Annotated in this window: 23 protein-coding genes; 11 read left to right on the plus strand and 12 right to left on the minus strand. The window is 65.6% G+C overall.

From position 1 onward, the window contains the following. Positions 1-17 precede the first annotated feature (17 nt). Together phnA and QTH97_RS06245 are read right to left on the minus strand one after the other, a co-directional pair. A complete protein-coding gene (phnA, locus tag QTH97_RS06240; RefSeq protein ID WP_286567232.1) occupies positions 18-1,244 on the minus strand; it encodes a phosphonoacetate hydrolase in 1,227 nt (408 codons plus the stop codon). Between the two features lies 1 nt (position 1,245). After that, entirely contained in the window at positions 1,246-1,974 is a 729-nt protein-coding gene (locus tag QTH97_RS06245) for a phosphonate utilization associated transcriptional regulator (protein ID WP_286567548.1), read from the minus strand. Positions 1,975-2,117: 143 nt separating this feature from the next. Here QTH97_RS06245 and QTH97_RS06250 point away from each other — a divergent pair, with 143 nt between their 5' ends. From QTH97_RS06250 to QTH97_RS06265, 4 genes are all read left to right on the plus strand, one after another. Then, complete coding sequence (locus QTH97_RS06250) at positions 2,118-3,164, plus strand: putative 2-aminoethylphosphonate ABC transporter substrate-binding protein (RefSeq protein WP_444813388.1); 1,047 nt, start codon at positions 2,118-2,120, stop codon at positions 3,162-3,164. Positions 3,165-3,291: 127 nt separating this feature from the next. Then, entirely contained in the window at positions 3,292-4,422 is a 1,131-nt protein-coding gene (locus QTH97_RS06255; RefSeq protein WP_286567233.1) for a putative 2-aminoethylphosphonate ABC transporter ATP-binding protein, read from the plus strand. Further along, positions 4,419-6,152 carry a putative 2-aminoethylphosphonate ABC transporter permease subunit gene (locus QTH97_RS06260; RefSeq protein ID WP_286567234.1) on the plus strand — a complete coding sequence of 578 codons (1,734 nt, stop codon included), beginning with the start codon at positions 4,419-4,421 and terminating at the stop codon, positions 6,150-6,152. Before QTH97_RS06255 ends, QTH97_RS06260 begins: the two co-directional genes overlap by 4 nt. A gap of 45 nt (positions 6,153-6,197) precedes the next feature. Further along, entirely contained in the window at positions 6,198-7,328 is a 1,131-nt protein-coding gene (locus QTH97_RS06265) for a 2-aminoethylphosphonate--pyruvate transaminase (RefSeq protein WP_286567235.1), read from the plus strand. A gap of 516 nt (positions 7,329-7,844) precedes the next feature. On the opposite strand, the gene QTH97_RS06270 is transcribed toward QTH97_RS06265, so the two are convergent. Further along, positions 7,845-9,155, minus strand: coding sequence for a D-amino acid dehydrogenase (locus tag QTH97_RS06270; RefSeq protein ID WP_286567550.1), 1,311 nt, complete (start codon positions 9,153-9,155; stop codon positions 7,845-7,847). A 129-nt stretch (positions 9,156-9,284) separates the two neighbouring features. Between QTH97_RS06270 and QTH97_RS06275 the strand changes: the two genes are divergently transcribed. After that, positions 9,285-9,752 carry an Lrp/AsnC ligand binding domain-containing protein gene (locus tag QTH97_RS06275; protein WP_286567236.1) on the plus strand — a complete coding sequence of 156 codons (468 nt, stop codon included), beginning with the start codon at positions 9,285-9,287 and terminating at the stop codon, positions 9,750-9,752. A gap of 20 nt (positions 9,753-9,772) precedes the next feature. Next, the gene (locus tag QTH97_RS06280; RefSeq protein WP_286567237.1) at positions 9,773-10,282 is read left to right on the plus strand and encodes a molybdopterin-dependent oxidoreductase; all 510 of its coding nucleotides are present in this window, start codon (positions 9,773-9,775) and stop codon (positions 10,280-10,282) included. A gap of 9 nt (positions 10,283-10,291) precedes the next feature. On the opposite strand, the gene QTH97_RS06285 is transcribed toward QTH97_RS06280, so the two are convergent. The 4 genes from QTH97_RS06285 to QTH97_RS06300 are packed head-to-tail and all read right to left on the minus strand — an operon-like array spanning position 10,292 to position 13,413. Then, positions 10,292-11,092: an extracellular solute-binding protein gene (locus QTH97_RS06285; RefSeq protein WP_286567238.1), complete on the minus strand. Its 801-nt coding sequence runs from the start codon at positions 11,090-11,092 to the stop codon at positions 10,292-10,294. Between the two features lie 13 nt (positions 11,093-11,105). Then, the gene (locus tag QTH97_RS06290) at positions 11,106-11,951 is read right to left on the minus strand and encodes an ABC transporter substrate-binding protein (protein ID WP_286567239.1); all 846 of its coding nucleotides are present in this window, start codon (positions 11,949-11,951) and stop codon (positions 11,106-11,108) included. Next, positions 11,948-12,667 (minus strand): ABC transporter ATP-binding protein, encoded by a 720-nt coding sequence (locus QTH97_RS06295; protein ID WP_286567240.1) that lies wholly within the window; start codon positions 12,665-12,667, stop codon positions 11,948-11,950. Before QTH97_RS06295 ends, QTH97_RS06290 begins: the two co-directional genes overlap by 4 nt. Further along, positions 12,664-13,413 (minus strand): ABC transporter permease, encoded by a 750-nt coding sequence (locus tag QTH97_RS06300; RefSeq protein WP_286567241.1) that lies wholly within the window; start codon positions 13,411-13,413, stop codon positions 12,664-12,666. Before QTH97_RS06300 ends, QTH97_RS06295 begins: the two co-directional genes overlap by 4 nt. Positions 13,414-13,541: 128 nt before the next feature. Here QTH97_RS06300 and QTH97_RS06305 point away from each other — a divergent pair, with 128 nt between their 5' ends. Further along, positions 13,542-14,642 carry a substrate-binding domain-containing protein gene (locus QTH97_RS06305; protein WP_286567242.1) on the plus strand — a complete coding sequence of 367 codons (1,101 nt, stop codon included), beginning with the start codon at positions 13,542-13,544 and terminating at the stop codon, positions 14,640-14,642. 6 nt (positions 14,643-14,648) lie between these two features. Here the strand turns inward: QTH97_RS06305 and QTH97_RS06310 are convergent, their stop codons facing one another. Beyond that, positions 14,649-15,941, minus strand: coding sequence for an SUMF1/EgtB/PvdO family nonheme iron enzyme (locus tag QTH97_RS06310; RefSeq protein WP_286567243.1), 1,293 nt, complete (start codon positions 15,939-15,941; stop codon positions 14,649-14,651). A gap of 167 nt (positions 15,942-16,108) precedes the next feature. Between QTH97_RS06310 and QTH97_RS06315 the strand changes: the two genes are divergently transcribed. Genes QTH97_RS06315 through QTH97_RS06325 form a run of 3 tightly spaced genes read left to right on the plus strand, consistent with a single transcriptional unit; the run spans position 16,109 to position 18,724 of the window. After that, positions 16,109-16,648, plus strand: a complete 540-nt coding sequence (locus tag QTH97_RS06315) for a TRAP transporter small permease subunit (RefSeq protein WP_286567244.1) — start codon at positions 16,109-16,111, stop codon at positions 16,646-16,648. A gap of 55 nt (positions 16,649-16,703) precedes the next feature. Further along, positions 16,704-18,239, plus strand: coding sequence for a TRAP transporter large permease (locus QTH97_RS06320; protein ID WP_286567245.1), 1,536 nt, complete (start codon positions 16,704-16,706; stop codon positions 18,237-18,239). Next, on the plus strand, positions 18,236-18,724 hold the full coding sequence (locus tag QTH97_RS06325; protein ID WP_286567246.1) for a hypothetical protein: 489 nt from the start codon (positions 18,236-18,238) through the stop codon (positions 18,722-18,724). Before QTH97_RS06320 ends, QTH97_RS06325 begins: the two co-directional genes overlap by 4 nt. Before the next feature lie 96 nt (positions 18,725-18,820). On the opposite strand, the gene QTH97_RS06330 is transcribed toward QTH97_RS06325, so the two are convergent. From QTH97_RS06330 to xseB, 4 genes are all read right to left on the minus strand, one after another. Continuing rightward, positions 18,821-19,900, minus strand: coding sequence for a TRAP transporter substrate-binding protein (locus QTH97_RS06330; protein ID WP_286567247.1), 1,080 nt, complete (start codon positions 19,898-19,900; stop codon positions 18,821-18,823). Between the two features lie 90 nt (positions 19,901-19,990). Continuing rightward, entirely contained in the window at positions 19,991-21,877 is a 1,887-nt protein-coding gene (gene dxs / locus QTH97_RS06335; protein ID WP_286567248.1) for a 1-deoxy-D-xylulose-5-phosphate synthase, read from the minus strand. Between the two features lie 16 nt (positions 21,878-21,893). Then, the gene (locus QTH97_RS06340) at positions 21,894-22,811 is read right to left on the minus strand and encodes a polyprenyl synthetase family protein (RefSeq protein WP_286567249.1); all 918 of its coding nucleotides are present in this window, start codon (positions 22,809-22,811) and stop codon (positions 21,894-21,896) included. Continuing rightward, positions 22,808-23,074: an exodeoxyribonuclease VII small subunit gene (gene xseB, locus QTH97_RS06345; protein WP_286567250.1), complete on the minus strand. Its 267-nt coding sequence runs from the start codon at positions 23,072-23,074 to the stop codon at positions 22,808-22,810. Before xseB ends, QTH97_RS06340 begins: the two co-directional genes overlap by 4 nt. 281 nt (positions 23,075-23,355) lie before the next feature. Between xseB and QTH97_RS06350 the strand changes: the two genes are divergently transcribed. Next, positions 23,356-24,489, plus strand: a complete 1,134-nt coding sequence (locus tag QTH97_RS06350; RefSeq protein ID WP_286567251.1) for an aromatic ring-hydroxylating oxygenase subunit alpha — start codon at positions 23,356-23,358, stop codon at positions 24,487-24,489. Positions 24,490-24,497: the final 8 nt, after the last annotated feature.

Here is a 24,497-nt window from a genome sequence, read left to right on the forward strand (position 1 = left end):
GATGCTTCCGTGCGAACTTACTGGGCGTGGTTCAGGGCGAGGTCGAGGGCGTCGAAATTGCGCAGGCGGCGGCTGCTGGCGATGCCGTTGACGGGCCGGTTGCAGATCAGCGGAACGCGCTGCTCGGACACGCCACCATGCGAGCGCAGCGGCACTTCGAGAGCGGAGAGATCGTGGCGGCTGGCGGAGGTGCCGATCACGGTGTTGCGTTCGCTGACGACGACGATGTCGCCGATGCGGTCCGGCGGCAACTCGAAGCGCTTGGCGGCTTCGGTGCGGGAGAGGACCGACTCCATGCCCGGTACCTCCCTGATGCGCAGGATCCATTGCGCGGCGGTGGCCTCGTCGGGCGCATAGACGGTCGCGAAGGAACCGAGTGCGCCGTGGTGCACCACGTAGGGATCGGTGATCGGGAGGATGACGCGCGCCTTGTCCACGCCGTACCAGGCGTCCAGCACGTCCTGCAGGTAGATCACGTTGGGCTTGCCGTCGCTGTCGTGCTTGTCGTTCATGCCGTGGTCGGCCGTGAGCACGATGGTGGCGCCCAACTCGTCGAGCTGCGCGAGGTAGCGGTCCATCATGGCGTAGAAGGCATTCGCCGCGGGGCTGCCGGGCGCGGCCTTGTGCTGCACGTAGTCAGTGGTCGACAGGTACATCAGGTCGGGACGGCGCGTCTCCATCAGCTTGACGCCGGAAGCGAAGACGAACTCGGACAACTCGGCGCTGTACACGGAAGGCACCGGCATGCGGACGAGGTCGAGCACGTTGTCGATGCCGTTCTCTGCCATCGTCACCTGGTCGGCCTTCTCGGACGAGAAGCAGATGCCCTTCATGTGGTTGCCGAGCAGCTTGCGCAACTTGTCCTTGGCCGTGACCACGGCCACCTTGGCGCCCGCATCCGCGAACGCGGCCAGCACGGTGCCGGCGCGCAGGTACTTGGGGTCATTCATCATGACTTCCTCGCCCAGTTCACGGTCGAAGAAGTAGTTGCCGCAGATGCCATGCACCGCCGGCGGTGCGCCCGTGACGATGGACAGATTGTTGGGGTTGGTGAACGATGGGACCACGCAATCCGCCAGCAGATTGGCGCCCGTCTTCATCATGCGCGCGAGATAAGGAGCGACTCCTGCCGCGACTGCGGCGTCGAGATAGGCGGGCTCGCAGCCGTCCACGCACACCACGACCACGGGCCGGCTCATCCAGCGGTAGTTCCTGGCGTTGACTTCGATGGTCTCCGTTGTCATTTCAAGCTTCCTTGGTAGGTGAGTGAGTCAGGGGCGCGGTTGGCGCCGAATCAGTGCGGCCCAACGCCTTGTGCATTCGCGAGCGGCTGCCGGCGACGTGCTCGCGCATCACGCGGCCGGCTCGCTCGGCATCGCCGGAAGCAATGGCTTCGACGATCTCGCGGTGTTCATCGACCGACACGCGCAGCCCGCCGCCGCCATCGAGGGCACGCATGCGAAACAGCGACAGCTCCTTGATCAGGCGCTTGTAGGTCTCGGTCAGCTTCTGGCTGCCCGCGGTGTCGAGCAGGATTTCGTGGAACTGCAGGTTGAGCTGTGCGTATTGCTCCAGGTCCTCCGCATGCGCGGCGGATTTCATCGGGTCGAGCATGGCCTTGAGGCGTTCGAGCGCATCCGGCGCGATGGCGCGCGTCACGCGGCGCCCGATGATTTCTTCCAGCGCCTCGCGCAGTTCGTAGATCTCGTCGGCTTCCTCGAAGGCGATCTCGCGCACGAACACGCCGCGGTTCTTTTCGTTGCGCACCAGACCCGCTTCTTCGAGGGCCCGCAACGCCTCCCGGATAGGGCCGCGGCTGGTGTTGAAGCGCTGCGAAAGCTCGCTCTCGTTGATGCGGCTCCCGACCGCCAGTTCGCCCGTCATGATGAGTCGCTCGATCTCCTCCTGAACCAGCATCGGCAGCGAGCTGGATTGCAGAAAAGCCAGGGCGGCGGTCGATTTGTTCGTTTGCATGGATCGCATTTTTCGCCCCATATCGTCAACTGTCAACAATTTTTTATTGACAGTCTCCAATCTACAACCTACATTGAACCCACCGAAGCCAGTCAAGAGCTTGGGCCGTGAGCACTCCAACCCCCTCTCTACCGGAGAAAACGATGAACACACGAAAGAGCGCGCGTCCTCTCGCGATCGCCCTGTGCGCCGCCATGCTTGCCTTTGCCACCGGCACCGCGCTGGCGCAGCAACGAACCCCACTGCTGGTCTACACCGCCCTCGAAACCGACGCGATGAAGCTCTACAAGGACGGCTTCGAAAAGGCCAATCCGGACATCGAAGTGAAATGGGTTCGCGACTCCACCGGCATCGTGACGGCCAAGCTGCTGGCCGAGAAAGCCAATCCGCAAGCCGACGTCGTGGCCGGTGTCGCAGCCAGCAGCCTCGCCCTTCTCGACCAGGAAGGCATGCTCGCCCCCTACGAGCCCAAGGGCTTCAAGGCACTGACCCCGGCCTATTCGGACAGCAAGAGCCCGCCCGCCTGGGTCGGCATGGACGTCTGGGCCGCAACCATCTGCTTCAACACCGTCGAAGCCCAGAAGCGCGGACTGCCCAAGCCCGAGAGCTGGAAGGACCTGACGAAGCCCATCTACAAGGGCGCGATCGTGATGCCGCACCCGGCCTCCAGCGGTACCGGCTACCTCGACGTGGCCGCCTGGCTGCAGATGTGGGGTGAACCCGAGGGCTGGAAGTACATGGATGCCCTTCACGAAAACATCGCGCAGTACGTGCATTCCGGCTCCAAGCCCTGCAAGCAGGCTGGCGCCGGGGAATTCCCGATCGGCATCTCCTTCGAGTTCCGCGCGCATCAGGTGAAGAAGTCGGGCGCGCCGGTCGAACTGGTCTTCCCCAAGGAAGGGCTGGGCTGGGACATCGAGGCCACCGGCGTCATGAAGACCAGCAAGAAGATGGAACAGGCCAAGCGCCTGGCCGACTGGATGGCCAGCAAGGAAGCCAACCAGGTCACCTCCAACTGGTGGGCCATCGTCGCCTACCCCGGCGTGGCGAAGAAGCTGGAAGGCATTCCGGAGAACTACGAAAAGCTGCTGGCCAAGAACGACCTGAACTGGTCAGCCAAGAACCGCGAGCGCATCCTTGCCGAATGGAGCAAGCGCTACGAAGGCAAGGCCGAGGCCAAAAGCAACTAGCCCCCCGAGGTTGGCTCACTTCAAGTAGCCGCCACCCCCTCGCCGGCAACACCGTCGGCCCGGCAAAGCCGGTTCCGCGGTGTTCCTGGCAGGGATCGCTTCTCGTGTGTCCCGGAGTAGCTGAAAAATGGATATGACCGCCGCCAAGTTCATTGCAGACGAGTTGCAACAGACCGCCGCCCTCGAGGTCGTCGGAATAAGGAAGGACTTCGAATCCTTCAGCGCCCTGCGCGACGTGCACCTGCGCGTGAGGCCGGGCGAGATGCTGTGCTTCCTCGGCCCCTCCGGCTGCGGCAAGACCACGCTGCTGCGCATCATCGCCGGCCTGGAGGCGCAGACCTCCGGGCAGATCCTGCAGAACGGGCGCGACGTCTCGTGGCTGCCGCCCGACAAGCGCGACTACGGCATCGTCTTCCAGTCCTACGCTCTCTTCCCGAACCTCACGATCGCGGACAACGTGGGTTACGGTCTGGTCAACGGCAAGGCGAAGAAGGCAGAGATCAAGGCGCGCGTGGAAGAACTGCTAGCGCTGGTGGGCCTGCCGACCTCGGGCCAGAAGTATCCGAGCCAGCTCTCGGGCGGGCAGCAGCAGCGCGTGGCGCTCGCTCGCGCGCTCGCCACGCGGCCGGGCCTGCTCCTGCTGGACGAGCCGCTGTCGGCGCTCGACGCGCTGGAGCGGATTCGCCTGCGCGGCGAAATCCGCCGGCTGCAGAAGCAGGTAGGCATCACGACCATCATGGTCACGCACGACCAGGAAGAAGCCTTGTCGATGGCCGACCGCATCGTGGTGATGAACCACGGCGTCATCGAGCAGGTCGGCACGCCGATGGAAATCTACGAGCGGCCTGCCACGCCTTTCGTCGCGGACTTCGTCGGCAAGGTGAACGTGCTGCGCGGTCATGCACTGGGCGGCAATCTCTTCCGTGTCGGCGACATGGAACTGCAGTGCGATGCCTGCGACACGGGCTTCGAGCCCGGCGACGCGGTGAACCTCTACCTGCGTCCGGAAGACCGCGTTGCCGAGCACCTCCGGCCCGACACGCCCAACCGCCTCAACGCGCTGGTCACGAAGGTCGAGTTCCTCGGCGGTCTCTGCATCGCTGAAGTCACCGCCGATGCGCTGCACGGGCAGACCCTGGGCCTGCACTTCTCGCTCAACCAGTTGCACGATCTCGACATCCGCGAAGGCAACCGCATCGAGATCGCCCTGCGTGCGAATCGCATCCGGGCCTTCTGCGAGAGGACCGCGAAAAGATGAACACGCTGGCACATGCCCAACCTGTCCGGGCCGTATGGCACGGCCGCCCCGGCATGAGATGGAGCCGCGACGAACTCATCGCGCGCGGCGTGCTGCTGCTGGTGATGGCGATGCTCTTCGTGTTCCTGATCGCGCCGCTCTTCACGATTCTCATCAACGCCGTGCTGGACAAGGAAGGCCGCTTCGTCGGCCTCGCCCACTTCATCACCTACTTCCAGACGCCGAGCCTGATGCGGGCCGCGTGGAACTCCATCTGGGTCTCCACGGTCGTCGTGATGATCTCGGTGCCGACGGCCTTTGTCTGCGCCTATGCGCTCACGCGCACTTGCCTGCCGACGGCGTTCAAGGCCACGTTCCGGCTCATCGCGCTGATTCCACTGCTGGCCCCTTCCCTGCTGTCGGCCATCTCCTTCGTGCAATGGTTCGGCAACCAGGGCGCACTCAAGTTCCTGCTTGGCGGCGCATCGATCTACGGGGCGCCGGGAATCATCCTGGCCGAGGTCTACAACACCTTCCCCCACGCGTTGATGATTCTCGTCACAGCGCTGTCACTCGCGGACGGACGGCTGTATGAGGCCGCCACGGCACTGCGCACGCCCGCCTGGCGCCAGTTCACGACGATCACGCTGCCTTCGTGCAAGTACGGCCTGATCAGCGCGGCCACCGTCGTCTTCACCTACGTGGTCAGCGACTTCGGCGCGCCGAAGGTGATCGGCGGCAACTTCAACGTGCTGTCGGTGGACGTCTTCAAGCAGGTGGTCGGGCAGCACAACTTCTCGATGGGCGCGGTGGTCGGCATGCTGCTTCTCGTTCCGTCCATCATCTCGTTCGCGATCGACTACACGGTGCGGCGCAAGCTCAAGGCGCAACTCACGGCCCGCTCCGTGCCCTACAGCCCGAAGCCGAGCCGGCTGGGCGACGCGCTGCTGGCGGTGTTCTGCACGGTGGTGTGCCTGCTGCTGCTGGCCACGATCGGCATGGCGGTCTACACCTCCCTCATCAAGCTCTGGCCTTACGACCTTTCGTTCACGCTCAAGCACTATCACTTCGCGCTGGTCGAGAGCGACATGGCGGCCGCCTACACCAACAGCCTGATTCTCGCGATCTCCACCGCGGTCGGCGGCTCGCTGATCGTGTTCGTGGGTGCCTACCTGATCGAGAAGACGCGCAACATCGGCCTGATGCGGCGAGCGATGCACCTGATGGCCGTGCTGTCGATGGCGGTGCCGGGCCTGGTGCTGGGCCTGGGCTACGTGATGTTCTTCAACCATCCGGCCAACCCGCTCAATTTCATGTACCAGACGATGGCGATCCTGATCGTGTCGACCATCGTCCACTACTACACGTCGAGCCATCTCACTGCGGTGACAGCGCTGAAGCAGATCGACAACGAGTTCGAAGCGGTGTCGGCCTCGCTGAAGGTGCCGTTCTTCAAAACCTTTGTCCGAGTGACGGTGCCGGTGTGCCTGCCGGCCATCCTGGACATCGGCCGCTATTTCTTCGTGGTCTCGATGGCAAGCCTGTCTTGCGCGATCTTCCTTTACTCGCCGGAGACGATCCTCGCTTCGGTCGCGATCATGCATCTGGACGAGGCCGGTGACATCGGCCCCGCGGCAGCGCTGGCGAGCCTGATCGTGGCCACCTCGACCGTGGTCTGCATTGCCTATTCGCTGCTCACGCGCGTGATGCTGGCCCGCACCCAGGCATGGCGCAACTTGCGGCGTGCCTGAGCTTCATCCCTTATTCCTGCTGACCTTCCCTCACCTGGAGACACCATGAGCCAAGCCTCCCATCCGATCCTTCTCACTCCCGGCCCGCTGACGACATCCGACCGCACGCGGGCGGCCATGCTGCGCGACTGGGGATCATGGGATTCGGATTTCAATCAGATCACCGGGCGCATTCGCCAGCAGGTGCTGCGCATCGTCCACGGCGAGGGCACGCACGAATGCGTTCCGTTGCAGGGCAGCGGAACCTTCTCGGTCGAGGCAGCCATCGGCACGGTGGTTCCGCGCGATGGTCATGTACTGGTGCCGAACAATGGCGCGTACTGCCAGCGCATCGCGCGAATCTGCAAGGTGCTGGGGCGCAAGCTGACGACGATCGACTACACCGAGGACAAGCAGGTGTCGGCGGCGGACGTGGATCGCGTGCTGGCGGACGATCCGACGATCACGCATGTGGCGCTGGTCCATTGCGAGACGGGAACGGGCGTGCTCAATCCGCTGCACGAGATCGCGATGGTCGTGGCGAAGCATGGCCGCGGGTTGATCGTCGATGCGATGAGTTCTTTTGGTGCGCTGGAGATCGATGCGCGCAAGACACCCTTCGACGCCGTCGTCGCAGCCTCCGGCAAGTGTCTCGAAGGCGTGCCGGGGATGGGCTTCGTGGTCATCAAGCGCAGCACGCTCGAGAAGTGCGAAGGCAATTGCCATTCGCTCGCGATGGATCTGTACGACCAGTGGGTCTACATGGGCAAGACGACGCAATGGCGCTTCACACCGCCAACGCACGTGGTCGCGGCGCTCGACGAGGCGATCACTCAGTACTTCGAGGAAGGCGGCCTGGAGGCGCGTGGCGGCCGGTATGCGCGCAACTGCAAGGCCCTGATTTCGGGGCTGGGCGAACTGGGATTCCGCACCTATCTCGATCCTGCGATCCAGGCGCCGATCATCGTGACCTTTCACGCGCCGGACGATCCGAAGTACGACTTCAAGACCTTCTACCAAGAGGTCAAGAAGCGCGGGTACATCCTCTATCCGGGCAAGCTGACGCAGGTGGAGACCTTCCGTGTCGGATGCATGGGGCATTTTGGCGATGCGGGGATTCCGGGGGCGGTGGCTGCTGTCGCGGATACGTTGAAGGCGATGGGGATTCGGCAGGTTTCTGCTGCGGCTCTTGCTTAGTTCTTTGTGGGTGGGCGCCTGTTTCCTTGGGGCGGGCGCCCGGTAGGCGGTGCGGGCCGGCCGACCCCGCTGCGCCGGCCCTTCGGGCTTCCTTGCGGTGCTCGCTTCAGGCGGGGTCCGCGCAAACTCGCTTCGCTCAAACACGCGCGGCCCTGATCCGCCTGTAGTTGCACTCCTCAGCGGCGCAGAGGGGTCGCCCAAGCCGCGCCGCCTACCGGGCTCTCGGGTGTGCGACGGTTACTCACCCCGCCAACGTCCCAGCCTGCGCGCATTCAAAACCGTTGGGGCGGACAGTTCAACCGCAGCGTCCCGCGTCGTCGGGCGGTGTGCCCTGTGCCGGCCGTTGAGGCACCGCCGAGCAGCGCAGCGGTACGCGGATCAGGGCCGCGCGTGTTTGAGCGAAGCGAGTTTGCGCGGACCCCGCGTACCGCGAGCAGCGCAGGGCAGCCGCGAAGCAGCCGGTGACGTCGGCCGGCACAGGGCACACCGCCCGACGACGCCGGCCCCGTCCTCAATTCAGGCAGGAACCCCAGCCGGCCTCGTCGTGCCACGGGGACCCGAACTCGGCGCCAGGTAGCGATCGACCGAAAGACCATCCGTGCGAATGTCCGGCCGACGACCCATTACCTGATCCGCCACCACCTTGCCCGAACCGCAAGCCATGGTCCACCCCAAGGTGCCATGCCCGGTGTTGAGGTACAGGTTGGCATAGGGCGTCGCACCGACGATCGGTGTGCTGTCCGGCGTCATCGGCCGCAGCCCCGTCCAGAACGTGGCGCGCGGCAGGTCGCCGCATGGGAACAGGTCGGTGATCACGCGCTCCAGCGTCTCGCGTCGGCGGGGATTGAGGCGCAGATCGAAGCCGCCCAGTTCGGCCATGCCGCCGACGCGGATACGGTCGTCAAAACGGGTCACGGCGACCTTGTAGGTTTCGTCGAGCACAGTGGATTGCGGCGCGGCCGATGGATCGACCAATGGCACCGTCAGCGAATAGCCCTTGACCGGATAGACCGGAATGTCCAGACCCAAGGGCGCGATGAAGTCGCGTGAATAGCTGCCGAAGGCGAGGACGTATCGGTCTGCGGTCAGCACCTCGCGGGATGCACCACCCAGCCGAACGCCAGCGATACGACCACCTTCGGTGATCAGGCCGTCCACCGCCTGCTCGAACCGGAAGTTCACGCCGAGTCCGCGCGCGATGTCCGCCAAGCCTCTCGTGAACAGGTTGCAATCGCCCGTCTCGTCATTCGGCAGGCGCAGACCACCTGCGAGCAGGTCGCCTGTATGCGCCAACGCCGGCTCGACCGCCGCGAGTTGCGTGCGATCGAGCAATTGATAGGGAACGCCGCACTCCTGGAGCACCGCAACATCGCGCTGCACGGCATCCAACTGCGCCTGCGTACGGAACAACTGCAGCGTGCCCTGTGTGCGGTGCTCGTAGCGGATGCCCGTCTCGGCACGAAGTTCGCGCAGGCAGTCGCGGCTGTATTCAGCCACGCGCATCATCCGTTCCTTGTTGACCGCGTAGCGTTCCGGCGAGCAGTTCTTCAGCATCGCCGCCATCCAGCGCATTTGGAAGAGCGTGCCGTCGGGGCGGATGGACAAAGGCGCGTGCTTCTGGAACATCCACTTCAGCGCCTTCAGCGGAATCCCGGGCGCGGCCCACGGCGTGGAATAGCCGGGCGACACCTGCCCGGCGTTGGCAAAGCTCGTTTCCTGCGCGGGGCCGTCCTGGCGGTCGACCAGCGTCACCTCGGCGCCAGCACGGGCCAGGTAATAAGCGGTCGTGACACCGATGACACCGCCACCCAAAACGATCACCTTCATCGCAAAACCCCTCATGTGCAGGAAAGGAGTCAAGCGTATTCTTCCGGCAGCCATAAACTCCACTGAATAAATCCTGCTTGGCAGTGGTTCTTGCTAAATTTGTCGCCCAATCGGGCCTGGAGGAGTGAAATGCTCGATCTCGACCGCACCGACCGAAAAATCCTCGACATCCTGCAGCGCCAGGGGCGCATTTCGATGACCGATCTGGCCGAACAGATCGGGCTGTCGACCTCCCCGTGCTCCGAGCGCGTACGGCGCATGGAACGCGACGGCGTGATCACCGGCTACCACGCCCGCATCGACCCGCAGGCGATCGGCAAGACGCTGCTGGTGTTCGTCGAGATCACGCTGTCGTCCAAGTCCGGCGACGTCTTCGACAAGGTGCGCCAGGAACTGCTGCACGTGCCGGAGGTGATGGAGTGCCACCTGGTCTCCGGCGGCTTCGACTACCTCATCAAGGCAAGGCTGCGCGCCATGAGCGACTACCGCAACCTCCTGGGTGATCTGCTGAAGAAGTTGCCGGTCACGGCCGAGTCGCGCAGCTATATCGTGATGGAAGAAGTCAAGGAAAGCCTGTACCTTCCGATGGACCGCTGAACCGCCATCCTGGAGTGCCCGTGCGTTTCGTTCGACAAGCCATTCATCTGATCCTGCTGTGCGCCATATGGACGGTCGCCGCGGCCCAGCCCAGCCAGCAACTCGAAATCAGCGGTGTGCTCAAGCAGACCCTGAAGCTCGACGCGGCGGCACTCGCCGCGTTTCCCGAGAAGGACGTCGGCCGCTTCACTCAAACACGTAGCGGACAGGGTACGGACGCACAGTCCACGGTCCGGGGCGTGAAGCTCTCGGCCCTGGTCGAACGCGCCGGCCTCGCCGCGAGCGGCCGCAATGACTGGAAGACGCTGGTCGTCGTCGCAACTGCGACCGACGGCTACCGCGCTGTCTTCTCGTGGCCCGAGATCTCCAACACCGCAGTAGGAGACGGCGTGCTCGTGCTGTTCGAACGCGACGGCAAGCCCCTCGACGAGCGCGAGGGTCGCATCGCGCTGGTCTCGACTGCGGACCAGCGCCTCGGACCCCGGCACGTGCGCAACCTCGTGCGCATCGAGGTCCGTGCGCTCGATTGAACGCGCTGATCAGGGCGCCAGGAACCCGGACCGACGCAGCGCCTGCTGTCCTGTACCGCTGCGCAGATCTTCCGCAAAGGCCTGCGCCGCCTGGGGTGCACCGTTTCGCACGGCAAGGCCGTACTCCGCGCTCACATTGATTGCCGGCGGCAAGTCGATCATTTGCAGACCGGGTTCCTCGGCGACGGCAAGCACCGCGTTCGTGCAGTAGGTCAGGAACACATCGGCCTGCCCTGTCGCGACCAGCATGCCGTACACGTTGCGGCCGGCGGGTGGCGCGGGCGAATTCGGCCCCCCGGTCAACTGCATCGCCTTGCCGGCCAGCGACTTGGCAGAGCCGGCCGGCGCGGCGCCGCTGCGCTCCACCTTCTCGAACAATTCGAACGCGTAGTCGCCGGAGGGGTCGGCCTTCGGCGTCGAGGTGCCGACCTTGATCGCTGGATCGAGCAACGTCCTGACCAGGGTGTCGCGCGTCACCGCGAGGCCCGGCCGCGCGAGCGCACACAGCGCGTTGCGTGAAAAGGCCAAGGCGGGGCCCCACGCACTGTTCACGGACAGCGATTGCGGATGCGCCATGTTGGCCGATGCGAAGACGTCGACGCTCTCGCCCGCGACGATGCGATCGCGCAGCAAGCCGGACGCACCGAATGACAGCGCGACGCGCGTGCCCGGGTTCGCCTTCTCGAAGGCCTGCGCAGCCTGCGTGATCGGACCGCGCAGGCTGCCGGCGGCGAACACGGTCACTGTCGTGCCGGGCGCCGCGGGCTGGGCGCCGGCCGCGCCCGCGATCAGACCCGATGCGAGCACCATGGCGCGCAATGGGCTACTTGGTGGCATTGGGGAAGAACAGTTGCTCGCCGCCGATCTTGTAGCCGGCGATGGTCGACTGCCCGGCAGGCGAGATCACCCAATCCACGAACTTCTGCGCGCCCGCGCTGTTGAGTTGCGGAAACTTCGTCGGGCTCACGACCATCACGCCGTACTGGTTGAACAGGCGCTTGTCGCCCTCGACCAGTACCGCGAGGTCCGCGCGGTTCTTGAAGCTCAGCCAGGTTCCGCGATCGCTCAGCACGTAGGCGCCGCTCGAAGCTGCCATGTTGAGCGCCGGGCCCATGCCGCAGCCGCATTCCTTGTAGCCCGTACCCTTCTTTTCGTTGGGCACAGGCTGGCCTGACTCGCCGACGCCGGTCTGCGCCCACAGCCGGCGCTCGGCGGCGTCCGTGCCGCTCTTGTCGCCGCGCGAGACGAAAGGTGCGTTGGCCGCAGCGATCTTCTTCAGCGCAGCCACGATGTCGTTGCCCTTCACGCCGGCTGGATCGGCCTTCGGACCCACGAGCACGAAGTCGTTGTACATGACGGGGAAGCGCTGGGCCGCGAATCCCTCGGCGACGAACTTCTCTTCCGCAGCCGTGTCGTGCACGAAGAGGACATCGGCATCGCCCCGCTTGGCCATGTCGATCGCCTGGCCGGTGCCGACCGCAACCACCTTGACGTCGATGTTGGCGGCCTGCTTGAAGGCCGGCAGCAAGTGCGCGAACAGGCCCGATTGCTCGGTCGACGTGGTCGAGGCCATCGTGATGGTCTCGGCATGTGCCGCCAACGTGCCCGCAGCGAGAACGATTGCACCGAACACGAAACGCGCGCTCCCGGGCAGATTGAAGAAACTCATACCAACTCTCCTTTGACAAAAAGACGGGCTTCCTCGGGCAAGGGCCCGGTGAAAAAATCGTGTACCGGCAGATCGGCGAGCACGCGGCCGTGCTCCAGGTACACGACGCGGCTCGCGAGCCGCTTGACCTGCCCGAGGTTGTGGCTGGCAAAGACCAGCGTGCGTCCATGCGCGGCATCGGCGATCAATGCCTCGACCTCGCGCTTGGCGGTTGGGTCCAGGCTGGCCGTCGGCTCATCCAGGAACAGCACGTCGGGATGCAGCACCCAGGCGCGTGCGAGCGCCATGCGCTGCTGCTGGCCGCCCGACAGCGTGCGCGCGTTGCGCCCGGCGAGGTCGGCAAGCCCGACTCTCCCGAGCGCGACGCCGGCCTCCTGCCGTGCATGACGCCAGCGCGCGCCGTTCAGCCAGAGCGCCAGCGCGACGTTGTTGCGCACGCTCGCGCGCAGCATGTGCGGCCGCTGGAACAGCATCGCCTGCGCGCGGCGCGGCACCCGGCTGACGACGGCGCCGGCGGCATGCGGCACCAGGCCATGCAGCACCCGCAGCAAGGTGCTCTTGCCGCTGCCGTTGGCGCCGATCAGGGCCACCCGTTCGCCAGGATGGATCGACAGGGTGGCACCGGCCAGGGCCTGGACGCGGCCGAATCGCACATCGACGCCGTGCAAGCTGAAGAGCGCTTCGTCGTTCGCCGGCCCGACCCCCGTCCGGCTCACGAAGCCACCTCCAGCCGCCGCACCGCAGATGCATCGGCTGCACCGCCGTCGACGCGCTCACGCCAGCCGCGCAGGGCCGCAATGGCCAGGTTGAGCACCAGCACCACGCCGAGCAACACCAGTCCGAGCGCCAGCGCCAGGGGCAGATCCCCCTTGCTGGTTTCCAGCGCAATCGCCGTGGTCATCACGCGCGTGAAGCCGTCGATGTTGCCGCCGACGATCATCACCGCGCCGACCTCCGACACCGCACGGCCGAAAGCGGCGATCACCACGGTGACCAGTGCATAGCGCTCGTCCCATACGAGCAGCAGCGCACGCGCGAAATCGCCGGCGCCGAGCGAACGCAGTTGCTCGCCGTGTGCGCGGTCTGCGTCCTCGATGGTCTGCCGCGTGAGCGCCGTGACCACGGGCAGCACCAGGATCGTCTGGGCGAGCACCATCGCCTTGAAGCTGAAAAGCCATCCCAGGAAACCGAGCGGCCCCGAGCGCGAAAGCAGCAGATAGATGACCAGCCCCACGACCACCGAGGGAAGCGCCAGCAAGGTGTTGAGCAGCGTGAGCAGCAGGCCCCGGCCGGAGAATCGGCTGACCGCCAGCCATGCCCCCAGCAGCAGGCCGAAGCCGCAGGCGAGCAGGCAGGCCGTGGCACTGACGGCGAGTGAACGGCCGACGATGGCGAGCAAGACGGCATCGCCCGAAACAACGAGTTGTCCAGCGGCGGCAACGCTGTCGGCAAAGGTATTCATGCAAGGGTGGGTTCTGAAAAGCGCACGCAGTATGGGGCAAGCACCGACGAGCGACTTATGCAAGCACGTTCATAAGTAGATGCCCGCATCTGCATAATCCTTCGCGCACTTTCACGCGCCCACTCCTCTTGCAACAGATCGAACTCTCCTATGCCATCGCGCCGCGCCGCAGCGGCCGTGCGCTGATCCGCAATCCCTTGATGGAACTGCTGCACGCGGTGCGCGAACACGGCTCGATCTCTGGCGCCGCGCGCGCGCTCGGCTTCTCCTACCGGCACGTGTGGGGCGAGTTGAAGCGCTGGGAGCAGACACTGGGTCATGCGCTGGTGACGGGCGACCAGGGACGATCGGCGCAGTTGTCCGAGTTCGGCGACAAGCTGTTGTGGGCCGAGCGCCAGGCTCAGGCGCGCCTGGCACCGCAGATCGAAGCGCTGCATGCCGATCTCGAACGCGCGTTCGCGCTTGCCTTCGACGACCGCACGCACGTGCTGAGCCTGCATGCAAGCCACGATGACGCGCTGGTGCTGCTGCGCGCCCACGCGGCTGCGACGGCGCAACTGCAACTGGACATCCGCTTCACCGGCAGCGTGGATGCGATCAGCGCGCTCAACCAGGGCCGATGCGTGATGGCGGGCTTTCACACACTCGAGCGGCCGCCGGTCGGCTCGATCGCACAGCGGACCTACAAGCCGTTGCTCAGGCCCGGCCTGCACAAGATCATCGGATTCGCGCGGCGCACGCAGGGGCTGATCGTGGCGCCCGGCAATCCGCTGGAGTTGAATGGCCTCGCCGATGTCATCGCGCGTCGCGCACGCTACGTGAACCGGGCGCTCGGCACGGGTACGCGGGTTCTGCTCGACGAACTGCTGGCTCGCGACGGCCTCGACGCCGATGCGATCGACGGCTACGCGAGGGACGAACCTTCGCATGCGGCCGTCGCGCATGCGGTCGCGGCCGGCCAGGCCGATACGGGGCTGGGGCTCGAATCCGCGGCGCGCAGTGCAGGACTTGGTTTCGTGCCGTTGGCGAACGAGTGCTACCACTTGGCCTGCCTCAAGTCGGCGCTCGACCAGCCGGCGATCGAGGCCTTGCTCACGCTGTTGCGCGGCGCCGCCTGGCAGCATCAACTGGGCACGTTGCCGGGCTACGAAAGCGCAAGCAGCGGCGAGGTGCAGTCGCTGAGCGCGCTGCTGCCGTGGTGGAACTTCAAGCCGAAGAAGACCGGGTGATCGCCATCAGAGCGAACAGGTCCTGAAACCGAAGAAGCCGTCGTCGCGCCCTGGCAGGGCGAAGCCGCGGCGCTTCGGCGAACGCAGCCGCGCACGCGTCGCGAACGATGCGCCGCGCAGCACCCGGGCCTTGCCGAACGCGGGCTGCGGATCGAACTCGGTGCCCGCGCTCCACGGATCGGCCGCGAAGCCCTCCAACGGCTGCAAGGTCCCCGCGGTCCATTCATGGACGTCGGCCCAGCGGAAGCCACGGCGCCCGGCGGTGTGCGCAGCAATCTCCCACTCGACCTCGGTGGCGACCCGGCGACCGGCCCAACGCGCCCATGCATCCGCCTCCCACCAGCTCACGTGGACGGCGCTCTGGTTGCCGGCCGCGCGCACGGTCCGGCCGAAATGCTGCTGCAGCACAGAGCCGCCGGTGCCGTGGCGCGCCGCGCCGATCTGCTCGACGTGTCGCGGTCCGCGTCGTCCTTCGATCTGGCGTTCGAGCCATTCCAGTCCTTCGGGTCGCCACAGTTCTGCACGGTCATAGCCGCCGTCGTCGACGAACTCCACGTACTGGTCCCAGGTCACGGGCTGTGCATCGATCTCGAACTCCGGCACATCGACACGCTGCGTGCCGCGCTCCTGCGCAAAGACGAACCCCGCGTCGGGCAGGCCGAGGTCCCACGGCGTCGCAGTCACCAGCAGCGGCTCGCGTGTGACCGCTGCCGGTGGCAGCTCGATGCCCAAGGGCAGGCCGAGCGTCTGCGCCATCACGACCAGTTGCTCGCCGCGCAAGTCTTCATGAAAGAGGGCGAGCCGGTAGAAATACAAGCCGGCGTCGGTCTCGGCCGCGTGCTCGAGCAGTTCGAGCGTGCTCTCCAGCGTTTCGAGCAGATAAGCCTTGGTCTGCGCCAGATCGGGCATCTCGGGCGACCAGCGCTGCTGCACGTCGATCTGCAGCGGGTTCCACCATGCATCGGCGTTCGGCTCGATCGCGGCGAGGCGCGTGGGCCGCACCGGGCATTCCGCGCCGAACGCGCGCTGCGTGTTGCGCGCAATCCACCACTCCGCGAACCAGCCGATGTGGCCGGCCAGCCAGACGGGCGGGTCCACCCCCTCGACCCGGGGCACGGCCAGCGCCGCCGAACCCAGTGCCTGCTCGTACAACGACAGCAGATGCAGCGTGTGATTGCGCGCGTCGATCAGCGCCAGCGAGAGCAGTTCGCGGCCCGCCCGACGCATGTCCGGCGAGTCGATGGAATGCGGCAGGCCGGGCGTGCTGAACGGCGTCGATGACGGCGGGCTCGAAGGCATGGGTCATTATGGCGAGGCGCATCGGCCGCGTCGGTGCAGCGCGGTCCGCTTCGGGAAAACCCGGGCACGTGCACCGGGGAGCGCGGCCGCTACAGAGCGTTACCATTGTCAACTTTGCGCCAAACGCCCCGGCGGCGCCGTATTTCATCCCGCAGGGAGACAAGAACTTGTCAGCATTCCTCAAATTCGCGCTCGCCATGGACTGGATCAGCGCCAAGCTCGGCAAGATCGCCGCCTGGGCCGTATTGGCCGCTTCGGTCATCTCCGCCGGCAATGCCGTCATCCGCTATGGCCTGGACCTCAGCAACAACGCGTGGCTCGAGATCCAGTGGTATCTGTTCGCCGCCACCGTCATGCTCGGGGCACCGCTGGTGCTCAAGCTCAACGAACACGTTCGCGTCGACATCATCTACGGCAAGCTCAAGCGCCACGGACCGGTCTATGTCGACCTGTTCGGCCTGGTGTTCTTCCTGCTCCCGGTGATGGGCCTGCTCTTCTGGCTCACCTTCCCCTTCTTCCTCAACATGCTGCGCACCGGCGAGATCTCCGGCAACATCGGCGGCCTCATCCGCTGGCCTGCCGCCTTGATGATGCCGCTGGGCTTCGGCGCGATGTTCCTGCAAGGCGTGGCCGAGATCATCAAGCGCATCGCCTACCTGCGTGGTCTGATCGAGATGGACACGCACTACGAGAAGCCCGTGCAATGAGCGCCCTTCCCACAAGCAACGCCCGCCTCTCGCACCGCTTCGCAGGATAAGAAAAATGGAAATGGAAAACTTCGCCCCGATCATGTTCGCGGGGCTGGTCGTGATCATGCTGATCGGGTTCCCGGTCGCGTTCTCACTTGCCGCGCTCGGCTTGTTCAGCGGCTTCTTCGCGATCGAGATGGGCTGGTTCCCGGCCGGCTTCATGGCCAACCTGCCGCTCAACGTGTTCGGCATCCTGTCCAACGAGACGCTGCTGGCGATTCCGTTCTTCACGCTGATGGGCGCAGTGCTCGAAAAATGCGGGCTGGCCGAGGACATGCTCGATTCGATGGGCCAGCTTTTCGGCCCGGTTCGCGGCGGGCTGGGCTATTCGGTGATCATCGTGGGCTTCATCCTCGGCGCCATCACCGGCACCGTGGCCGGCCAGGTGATCGCGATGGCGATGATCTCGCTGCCGGTGATGATGCGCTACGGCTACAACATGCGCTATTCGACGGGCGTGCTGGCTGCCTCGGGCACCATCACGCAGCTCGTGCCGCCATCGCTGGTGCTCATCGTCATGGCCGACCAGCTCGGCACCGACGTGGGCCAGATGTACAAGGGCGCCTGGGGCCCGTCGATCCTGCAGGTGCTGATCTTCGCGATCTACACCTTCCTGGTCGCACGCATCCGCCCGAGCTATGTGCCGGGCGTGCCTGCATCGGCGCGCACGCTCTCCGGCTGGGCCCTGTGGGGCAAGTGCCTGCGCGGGATCATCCCCTCGGCCATCCTGATCTTCGCGGTGCTGGGATCGATGGGCGGCCTGCCCTTCATGGACCACGCGATCGCCACGCCGACCGAAGCCGGCGCCATGGGCGCGGTGGGCTCGCTGATCCTCGCCGCCATCCATCGGCGGCTCAACTGGCCCATGCTGCGGGACGCAATGGACGGCACGATGCGCCTGACGGCCATGGTGGTGTTCATCCTCATCGGCTCGCGGATGTTCTCCCTGGTGTTCCAGGGCGTCGACGGCGCGAAGTGGATCGAGCACCTGCTCTCCGGCCTGCCGGGCGGACAGATCGGTTTCCTGATCGTCGTCAACATCTTCGTCTTCTTCCTGGCCTTCTTCCTCGACTTCTTCGAGATCGCCTTCATCATCCTGCCGATGCTGGGGCCGGTCGCCGCCAAGCTCGGCATCGACATGGTCTGGTTCGGCGTACTGCTGTGCGTGAACATGCAGACCTCGTTCATGCATCCGCCTTTCGGCTTCGCGCTCTTCTATCTGCGCGGCATTGCCGACACGCTGTTCAAGAACGGTGCGCTGCCGCGAAAGATCGAGTCGCGCGACATCTACCTCGGAGCGATTCCGTGGGTCGGATTGCAGCTGCTGCTGGTGGCGATCGTGATCTTCTTCCCGCAGACCGTCACGGTCTTCCTCGACAAGAAGGTGGTCGTCGACGTGGACAAGGTGCAGCTTGAAATGCCGGCCGAGTCGCAAGGGTCGGACAACAGCGGCATGAACATGGAAGACCCGTTCGGCAACCAGAAGCAGGCCACGCCGGAAGAGCCTGCGCCGGCCACCCCCGCGCCGGACGCCGACACCAAGAAGTGAGCGCCACCGAGGCAGAAGACGGCCGCGCGCCGGGCGACACCGAGTCCCCGGCCGCGCTCGAGAGCCCCGCCTACCCGCCCTTCGTCCGTATCCTGGCGGTCATCCTGGTGGTCGACCTGGTTGGATTCGGCATCTGGAGCCTGCCTGCGCTCAGCGGCGCGTCGTGGTCCGTCGGCAGCATCGTGCTCTTCGGGCTGGCGGCAGTGTGCATCGCGTGGATGGGCTACTGGATCGTCTACAGCCGCACGCGCCTCGATGGCGACGTGCTCACGCAGACTTGGCTGTGGAACAAGCGAGAGGACGCAGCCGACGTCGCGCATCTCAAGCTCGTGCACTGGCGCTGGCTCGACCGCATCGTTGCGCCGCGCCTGCTGGTGCGCCGTCGCAATGGCGCCGTGACCTGGATCCATTCGGCCGATGCGCGGTTGCTGACAGGCTTTGCCGAACGCGTCGCCGCGCGCAGTTTCCCGAACGCCAAACCCTGAGCCCCGGGCTTCGATCAGCGTCCCCCATGAAAAAAGCCCCGCTGTTGCCAACGGGGCTTTTTGCCTTGGGGGTTTGCCGGCCTGGGCCGGACCCGCTCACAGCTTCTGTTGCTGCATGAAGCGGTCGAAGGTGCCCTCGGTGAAGCGGAACCAGGCGTTCTGGTCGGCCAGGAACTTCGAGTAGTCGGAATAGACCTTCTTCCACTCGGGATTGCTGCCGTTCAGGTCCGAGTAGATCTGCTGGGCCGACTTGAAGGCCGCGTTCATCACGTCCTGCGTGAAGGGGCGCAGCTTCGTGCCGGAACCGACGAGTTGCTTCAGCGCGACGGGGTTGCGCGCGTCGTACTTCGCCGTCATGCCGATGTTGGCCTGAGCGGCTGCCGCGGTGACGATGGCCTTGTACTCGGCCGACAGGCCTTCCCAGGCCTTGTTGTTGATGTAGAAGTCCAGTTGCGGACCACCTTCCCACCAGCCGGGGTAGTAGTAGAACGGCGCGACCTTGTTGAAGCCGAGCTTCTGGTCGTCGTAGGGGCCGACCCATTCGAGCGCGTCCAGCGTGCCCTTCTCGAGCGCCGGGTACAGGTCGGCGCCGGGGATCGACTGGGGAATCACGCCGAAGGGTTCGAGCACGCGGCCGGCGAACGGGTTGGTGCGGAACTTCAGGCCCTTGAGGTCGGCGACCGACTTGATTTCCTTGCGGAACCAGCCGCCCATCTGCGCGCCCGTGTTGCCGCCCGGCAGGTTGTAGATGTTGTACTTGGCGTAGAAGTCGCGCATCAGCTTCAGGCCGTTGCCTTCGTACATCCACGCGTTCATCTGGCGGGTGTTGAGGCCGAAGGGCACCGCGCAGCCGAGGCAGAAGGTCGGGTCCTTGCCGTAGAAGTAGTAAGGCGCGGTGTGCGCCATTTCGACCGAGGCGTTCTGCACGCCGTCGACCACGCCGAAGGCGGGCATCAGTTCGCCGCCGGCATGCACGGAGATCTGGAACTTGCCGCCGGTCATGTCGCTCACGCTCTTGGAGAACGTTTCAGCCGTTCCGAAAATGGTGTCGAGGGACTTGGGAAAGCTCGATGCCAGGCGCCAGCGAACGGCTGCCTGCGCGTGAACTGCCGGCGCAATGCCGGCAGCGAGGACGCCGGCGATGCCGGCGTTTTTGATGAGGGAACGACGATCCATTGAATTCACTCCGAGTGCTTTTAGAAAACAAGAACGCGGCTTGTGGCCGCGTTGCAGACTTTTTGAGTCGACAACGATTGTAAAAAGCGCTTACAAGCTGCCGGGGGGGGTTTTCCCTGCGGCAAGTGCACCTTCGAATCGCTGGCGAACGGACTGCTCGATGCCCGATGCATCGAGTCCGATGCTGGCCAGCAGCTTGGCCGGATCGCCATGCTCGATGAAACGATCGGGCAAGCCGAGTTGCAGCACGGGCCTCTGAATGCCGGCGGCCTGAAGGGCCTCCAGCACCGCACTGCCTGCGCCGCCCATGACGGCGCCCTCTTCCACAGTGACGATCGCATCGTGAGTGCCCGCGACCTTCAAGAGCAGTTCGACATCGAGCGGCTTGGCCCAGCGCATGTTCGCGACTGTTGCATCCAGCGCCTCGGCCGCCTTCAATGCCGGATAGAGCAAGGTGCCGAACGCGAGGATCGCAATGCGCTGGCCTTCGCGACGAATCTCGCCTTTGCCGAAGGGCAGCGCGTCGAGCGTGAGATGCGGCGTGACGCCGGCACCGGCACCACGCGGATAGCGCACGGCGACCGGATGGTTCTGCTCGTAGGCCGTCGTCAACAGTTGGCGGCATTCGGCCTCGTCGGCCGGACATGCCACGCTCATGTTCGGAACGCAGCGAAGGAAAGGGATGTCGTAGGCGCCCGCATGCGTGGCGCCATCCGCGCCCACGAGGCCGGCGCGATCGAGCGCGAAGACCACCGGCAGGTTCTGGATCGCAACGTCGTGAATGAGTTGGTCGTACGCGCGCTGCAGGAAGGTCGAATAGATCGCCACCACGGGCTTGAGGCCCTCGCACGCGAGCCCGGCCGCGAAGGTGACGGAGTGCTGCTCTGCAATGCCCACGTCGTAGTAGCGACCAGGAAAGCGCTGCTCGAATTCGACGAGCCCCGAGCCTTCCCGCATTGCGGGCGTGATGCCGACCAGACGGCCATCCTGCGCGGCCATGTCGCACAGCCAGGTGCCGAACACTTGCGTGAAGGTCTGCTTGGGCGCGGTCGCCGGCTTGACGAGGCCGACGGCCGGATCGAACTTGGTCGGGCCGTGATAGGCCACCGGATCGGCCTCGGCGAGCTTGTAGCCCTGGCCCTTCTTGGTGACCACGTGCAGGAACTGCGGGCCCTGCAGATGCTTGAGGTTCTCCAGCGTGGGCACCAGCGAATCGAGGTCGTGTCCGTCGATCGGCCCGACGTAGTTGAAGCCGAACTGCTCGAACAGCGTGGCGGGCACGACCATGCCCTTCGCATGCTGCTCGAAGCGCTTGGCCAACTCGAAGAGCGGCGGCGCCGCACGCAGCACGCTCTTGCCGACGTTCTTGGCTGCGGCGTAGAAATTGCCGCTCATCAATTGCGCGAGATAGCGGTTGAGCGCGCCGACCGGCGGACTGATCGACATGTCGTTGTCGTTCAGGATCACCAGCAGTTTGCAGTCGTCGCACACGCCTGCGTTGTTCAAGGCCTCGAAGGCCATGCCTGCGGTCAGGGCGCCGTCGCCGATGATCGCGACGGAGTGGCGGTCCTCGCCCTTCTGCCGCGCGGCCATCGCCATGCCGAGCGCTGCCGAGATGCTGGTCGACGAATGGGCGGTGCCGAAGGTGTCGTACTCGCTCTCGGTGCGCTGCGGGAATCCGGAGATACCGCCCAACTGCCGCAGCGTCGGCATGCGCTCGCGCCGGCCCGTGAGGATCTTGTGCGGATAGGTCTGGTGGCCCACGTCCCACACCAGGCGGTCGTGCGGCGTGTTGAACACGTGGTGCAGGGCGACCGTCAATTCCACCGTTCCGAGGTTGGAGCTCAGGTGTCCGCCGGTGCGCGACACGTTGTCGAGCACGCAGGTCCGCACTTCGTCGGCCAACTGCTTGAGCTGGGCGCGGTCGAACTGCCGCAGGACGGATGGATCGTGGATGGTTGGAAGCAGCGGAGCCATGAGATGTTGTTGTTGTCTATCGATCGCGATCGACGACCATGTGGGCCAGCGCACGCAGCGCGCCGGTATCGGCCAGTGTGCTGCGGTCCAGCGCGGCGAGCGCCTGGGCCAGCAGTTCGCGGGCCTGGGCGCGGGCGCCGTCGAGGCCGAGCAGGGATACGTAGGTGGGCTTGTCGCTCGCGGCGTCCTTGCCGGCTGTCTTGCCAAGTGTTTCCGAATCCGCGATGACGTCGAGGATGTCGTCCACCACCTGGAAGGCGAGGCCCATGGCCGCGCCGTACTCGCGCAGCGCACCAAGCGCGCCGGGCGCAAGCGCTTCGCCGCAGGCCGCGCCCATCTCCACGCTGCCTTGCAGCAAGGCGCCCGTCTTCAGGCGATGCATTTCGCGCAACTGCGCTTCGTCGAGGGCCAGGCCGACGCTGGCGAGATCGATCGCCTGGCCGCCCGCCATGCCCTGGCTGCCGGCGGCGCGAGCCAGCAGGCGGCACAGGTTGGCCTGCACGGCCGGTGAAATAGCTTCGCCATCGGGCGTGAGCAATTCGAACGCCAACGCCTGCAAGGCATCGCCGGCCAGCAGTGCGCCAGCTTCGCCGAACTTCACGTGCACGGTCGGCTTGCCGCGGCGCAGCACGTCGTTGTCCATGCACGGCAAGTCGTCGTGCACCAGCGAATAGGCATGGATCAGTTCGACCGAGCAGGCCGCGCGCAACGCGGCTTCGGCCTGGCCGCCGACGGCCTCGCTCGCGGCGAAGACCAGCATCGGCCGCAGCCGCTTGCCGCCGTCGAGCACGGCGTAGCGCATCGCGTCGCCGAGCTGCACCGGCGCATCGACACCGACCCATTCGGACAACGCGGCTTCGACGCGGGACAGCTTCGGCTCACTCCACGCGGCGAGGCGGGCGGCGTCCCAGTGCAAGGTGCCGTCGACCGTCATTCGGCCGCCCAGACCTTGAGGCTGCCCGCATCGAGCACCTTGATCTGGTCTTCGACCGCTTGCAGCTTGTCGCGGCAGAACGCGAGCAGCGCCGCGCCCCGCTGGTAGCTGCCGAGCAACTGGTCGAGCGGCAATTGGCCTGACTCGAGTTCGGTCACGAGTTGTTCGAGTTCCTGGAGCCCGGCTTCATAGCTGGCAGGCAGCGCGCCGGTGTCAGGCGCGTCTGGCGAGGCCGACGGGGAGGAGGAAGGCACCTTGGGCATGCGGACGAATCGTGGGTGAAACACGAGATTTTAAGTTCACCCCCAGGCTTGCCCACTTCGTGCGGCCGCCCACCCTTCCGAGAGCACCCCTTGCGGGCGGCCGGAGCCGTTACCTCGGCCGTCCTGGTGAGAACCGAAGGGCGGTCTCGGGGAAATTTCTCCGGGGTACAATCCGCGGTCCTTTCCGGCACGAGCCGGCGCAATCTCCGGGCCGTCCCGCACCTTCGACGGCAGCCTTCCGTTCTATCTTTCTCCCTGTGGGGAGCTTGGTCAGGTCACCCATGTCTGATTTAAGTCTTCAACTGCAGCAGGCTTCGAGCCAACTCCCGGTTTCCGCGTACTTCGACGAGGCACTCTATGCCCGCGAGCTGCAAACGCTCTTTGCCGCTGGGCCGCGCTATGTCGGCCACCGGCTCTCGGTGCCCGAGCCGGGCAACTTCCACACCCTGCCGCAGGAGCAGCAAGGTCGTGCGCTGGTCCACACGCCAAAGGGCGTGGAACTGGTCTCCAACGTCTGCCGCCATCGCCAGGCCCTCATCCTCAAGGACCGGGGCGAGCTCGACGCGAAGACCGGCGGCAACATCGTCTGCCCGCTGCATCGCTGGACCTACGCAGCGGCCGATGCGCGCACCACCGGCACCCTCATCGGCGCGCCGCATTTCGAGCAAGACCCCTGCCTGAACCTGCACAACTACCCGCTGACCGAGTGGAACGGCCTGCTCTTCGAGAAGAACGCAGACGGCAAGGGCCGAGACGTCGCAGCCGACCTCGCGAACCTGGGTCCGCGCGTGGACCTTGATTTCGAGGGCTACGTATTCGATCGCGTCGAGCTGCACGAGTGCAACTACAACTGGAAGACCTTTGTCGAGGTGTATCTCGAGGACTACCACGTCGGCCCCTTCCACCCGGGCCTGGGAAGTTTCGTGACCTGCGACGACCTGCGCTGGGAGTTCAATCGGCATTTCTCCGTGCAGACGGTGGGCGTCGCCAACCGTCTCGGCCGCGCTGGCAGCCCGGTCTACCAGCGCTGGCAGGAGCAGTTGCTGAACTACCGCGAGGGCAAGCCGCCGAAGTACGGCGCGATCTGGCTGCTCTACTACCCCCACGTGATGATCGAGTGGTATCCGCACGTGCTGACCGTCTCCACGCTGCACCCCGTCGGCCCGCAGAAGACGCTCAACATGGTCGAGTTCTTCTACCCAGAGGAAATCGTCGCCTTCGAACGCGAGTTCGTCGAAGCGCAGCAGGCCGCCTACATGGAGACGTGCGTGGAAGACGACGAGATCGCCGAACGCATGGACGCCGGCCGCCGCGCCCTGATGCTGCGCGGCGACGACGAAAGCGGCCCGTACCAGAGCCCGATGGAAGATGGCATGCAGCAATTCCACGAGTGGTACCGCCGCGAGATGAGCTAGTGCAAGCG

Source organism: Variovorax gracilis (assembly GCF_030317115.1).
GTDB classification, from domain to species: domain Bacteria; phylum Pseudomonadota; class Gammaproteobacteria; order Burkholderiales; family Burkholderiaceae_C; genus Variovorax; species Variovorax gracilis.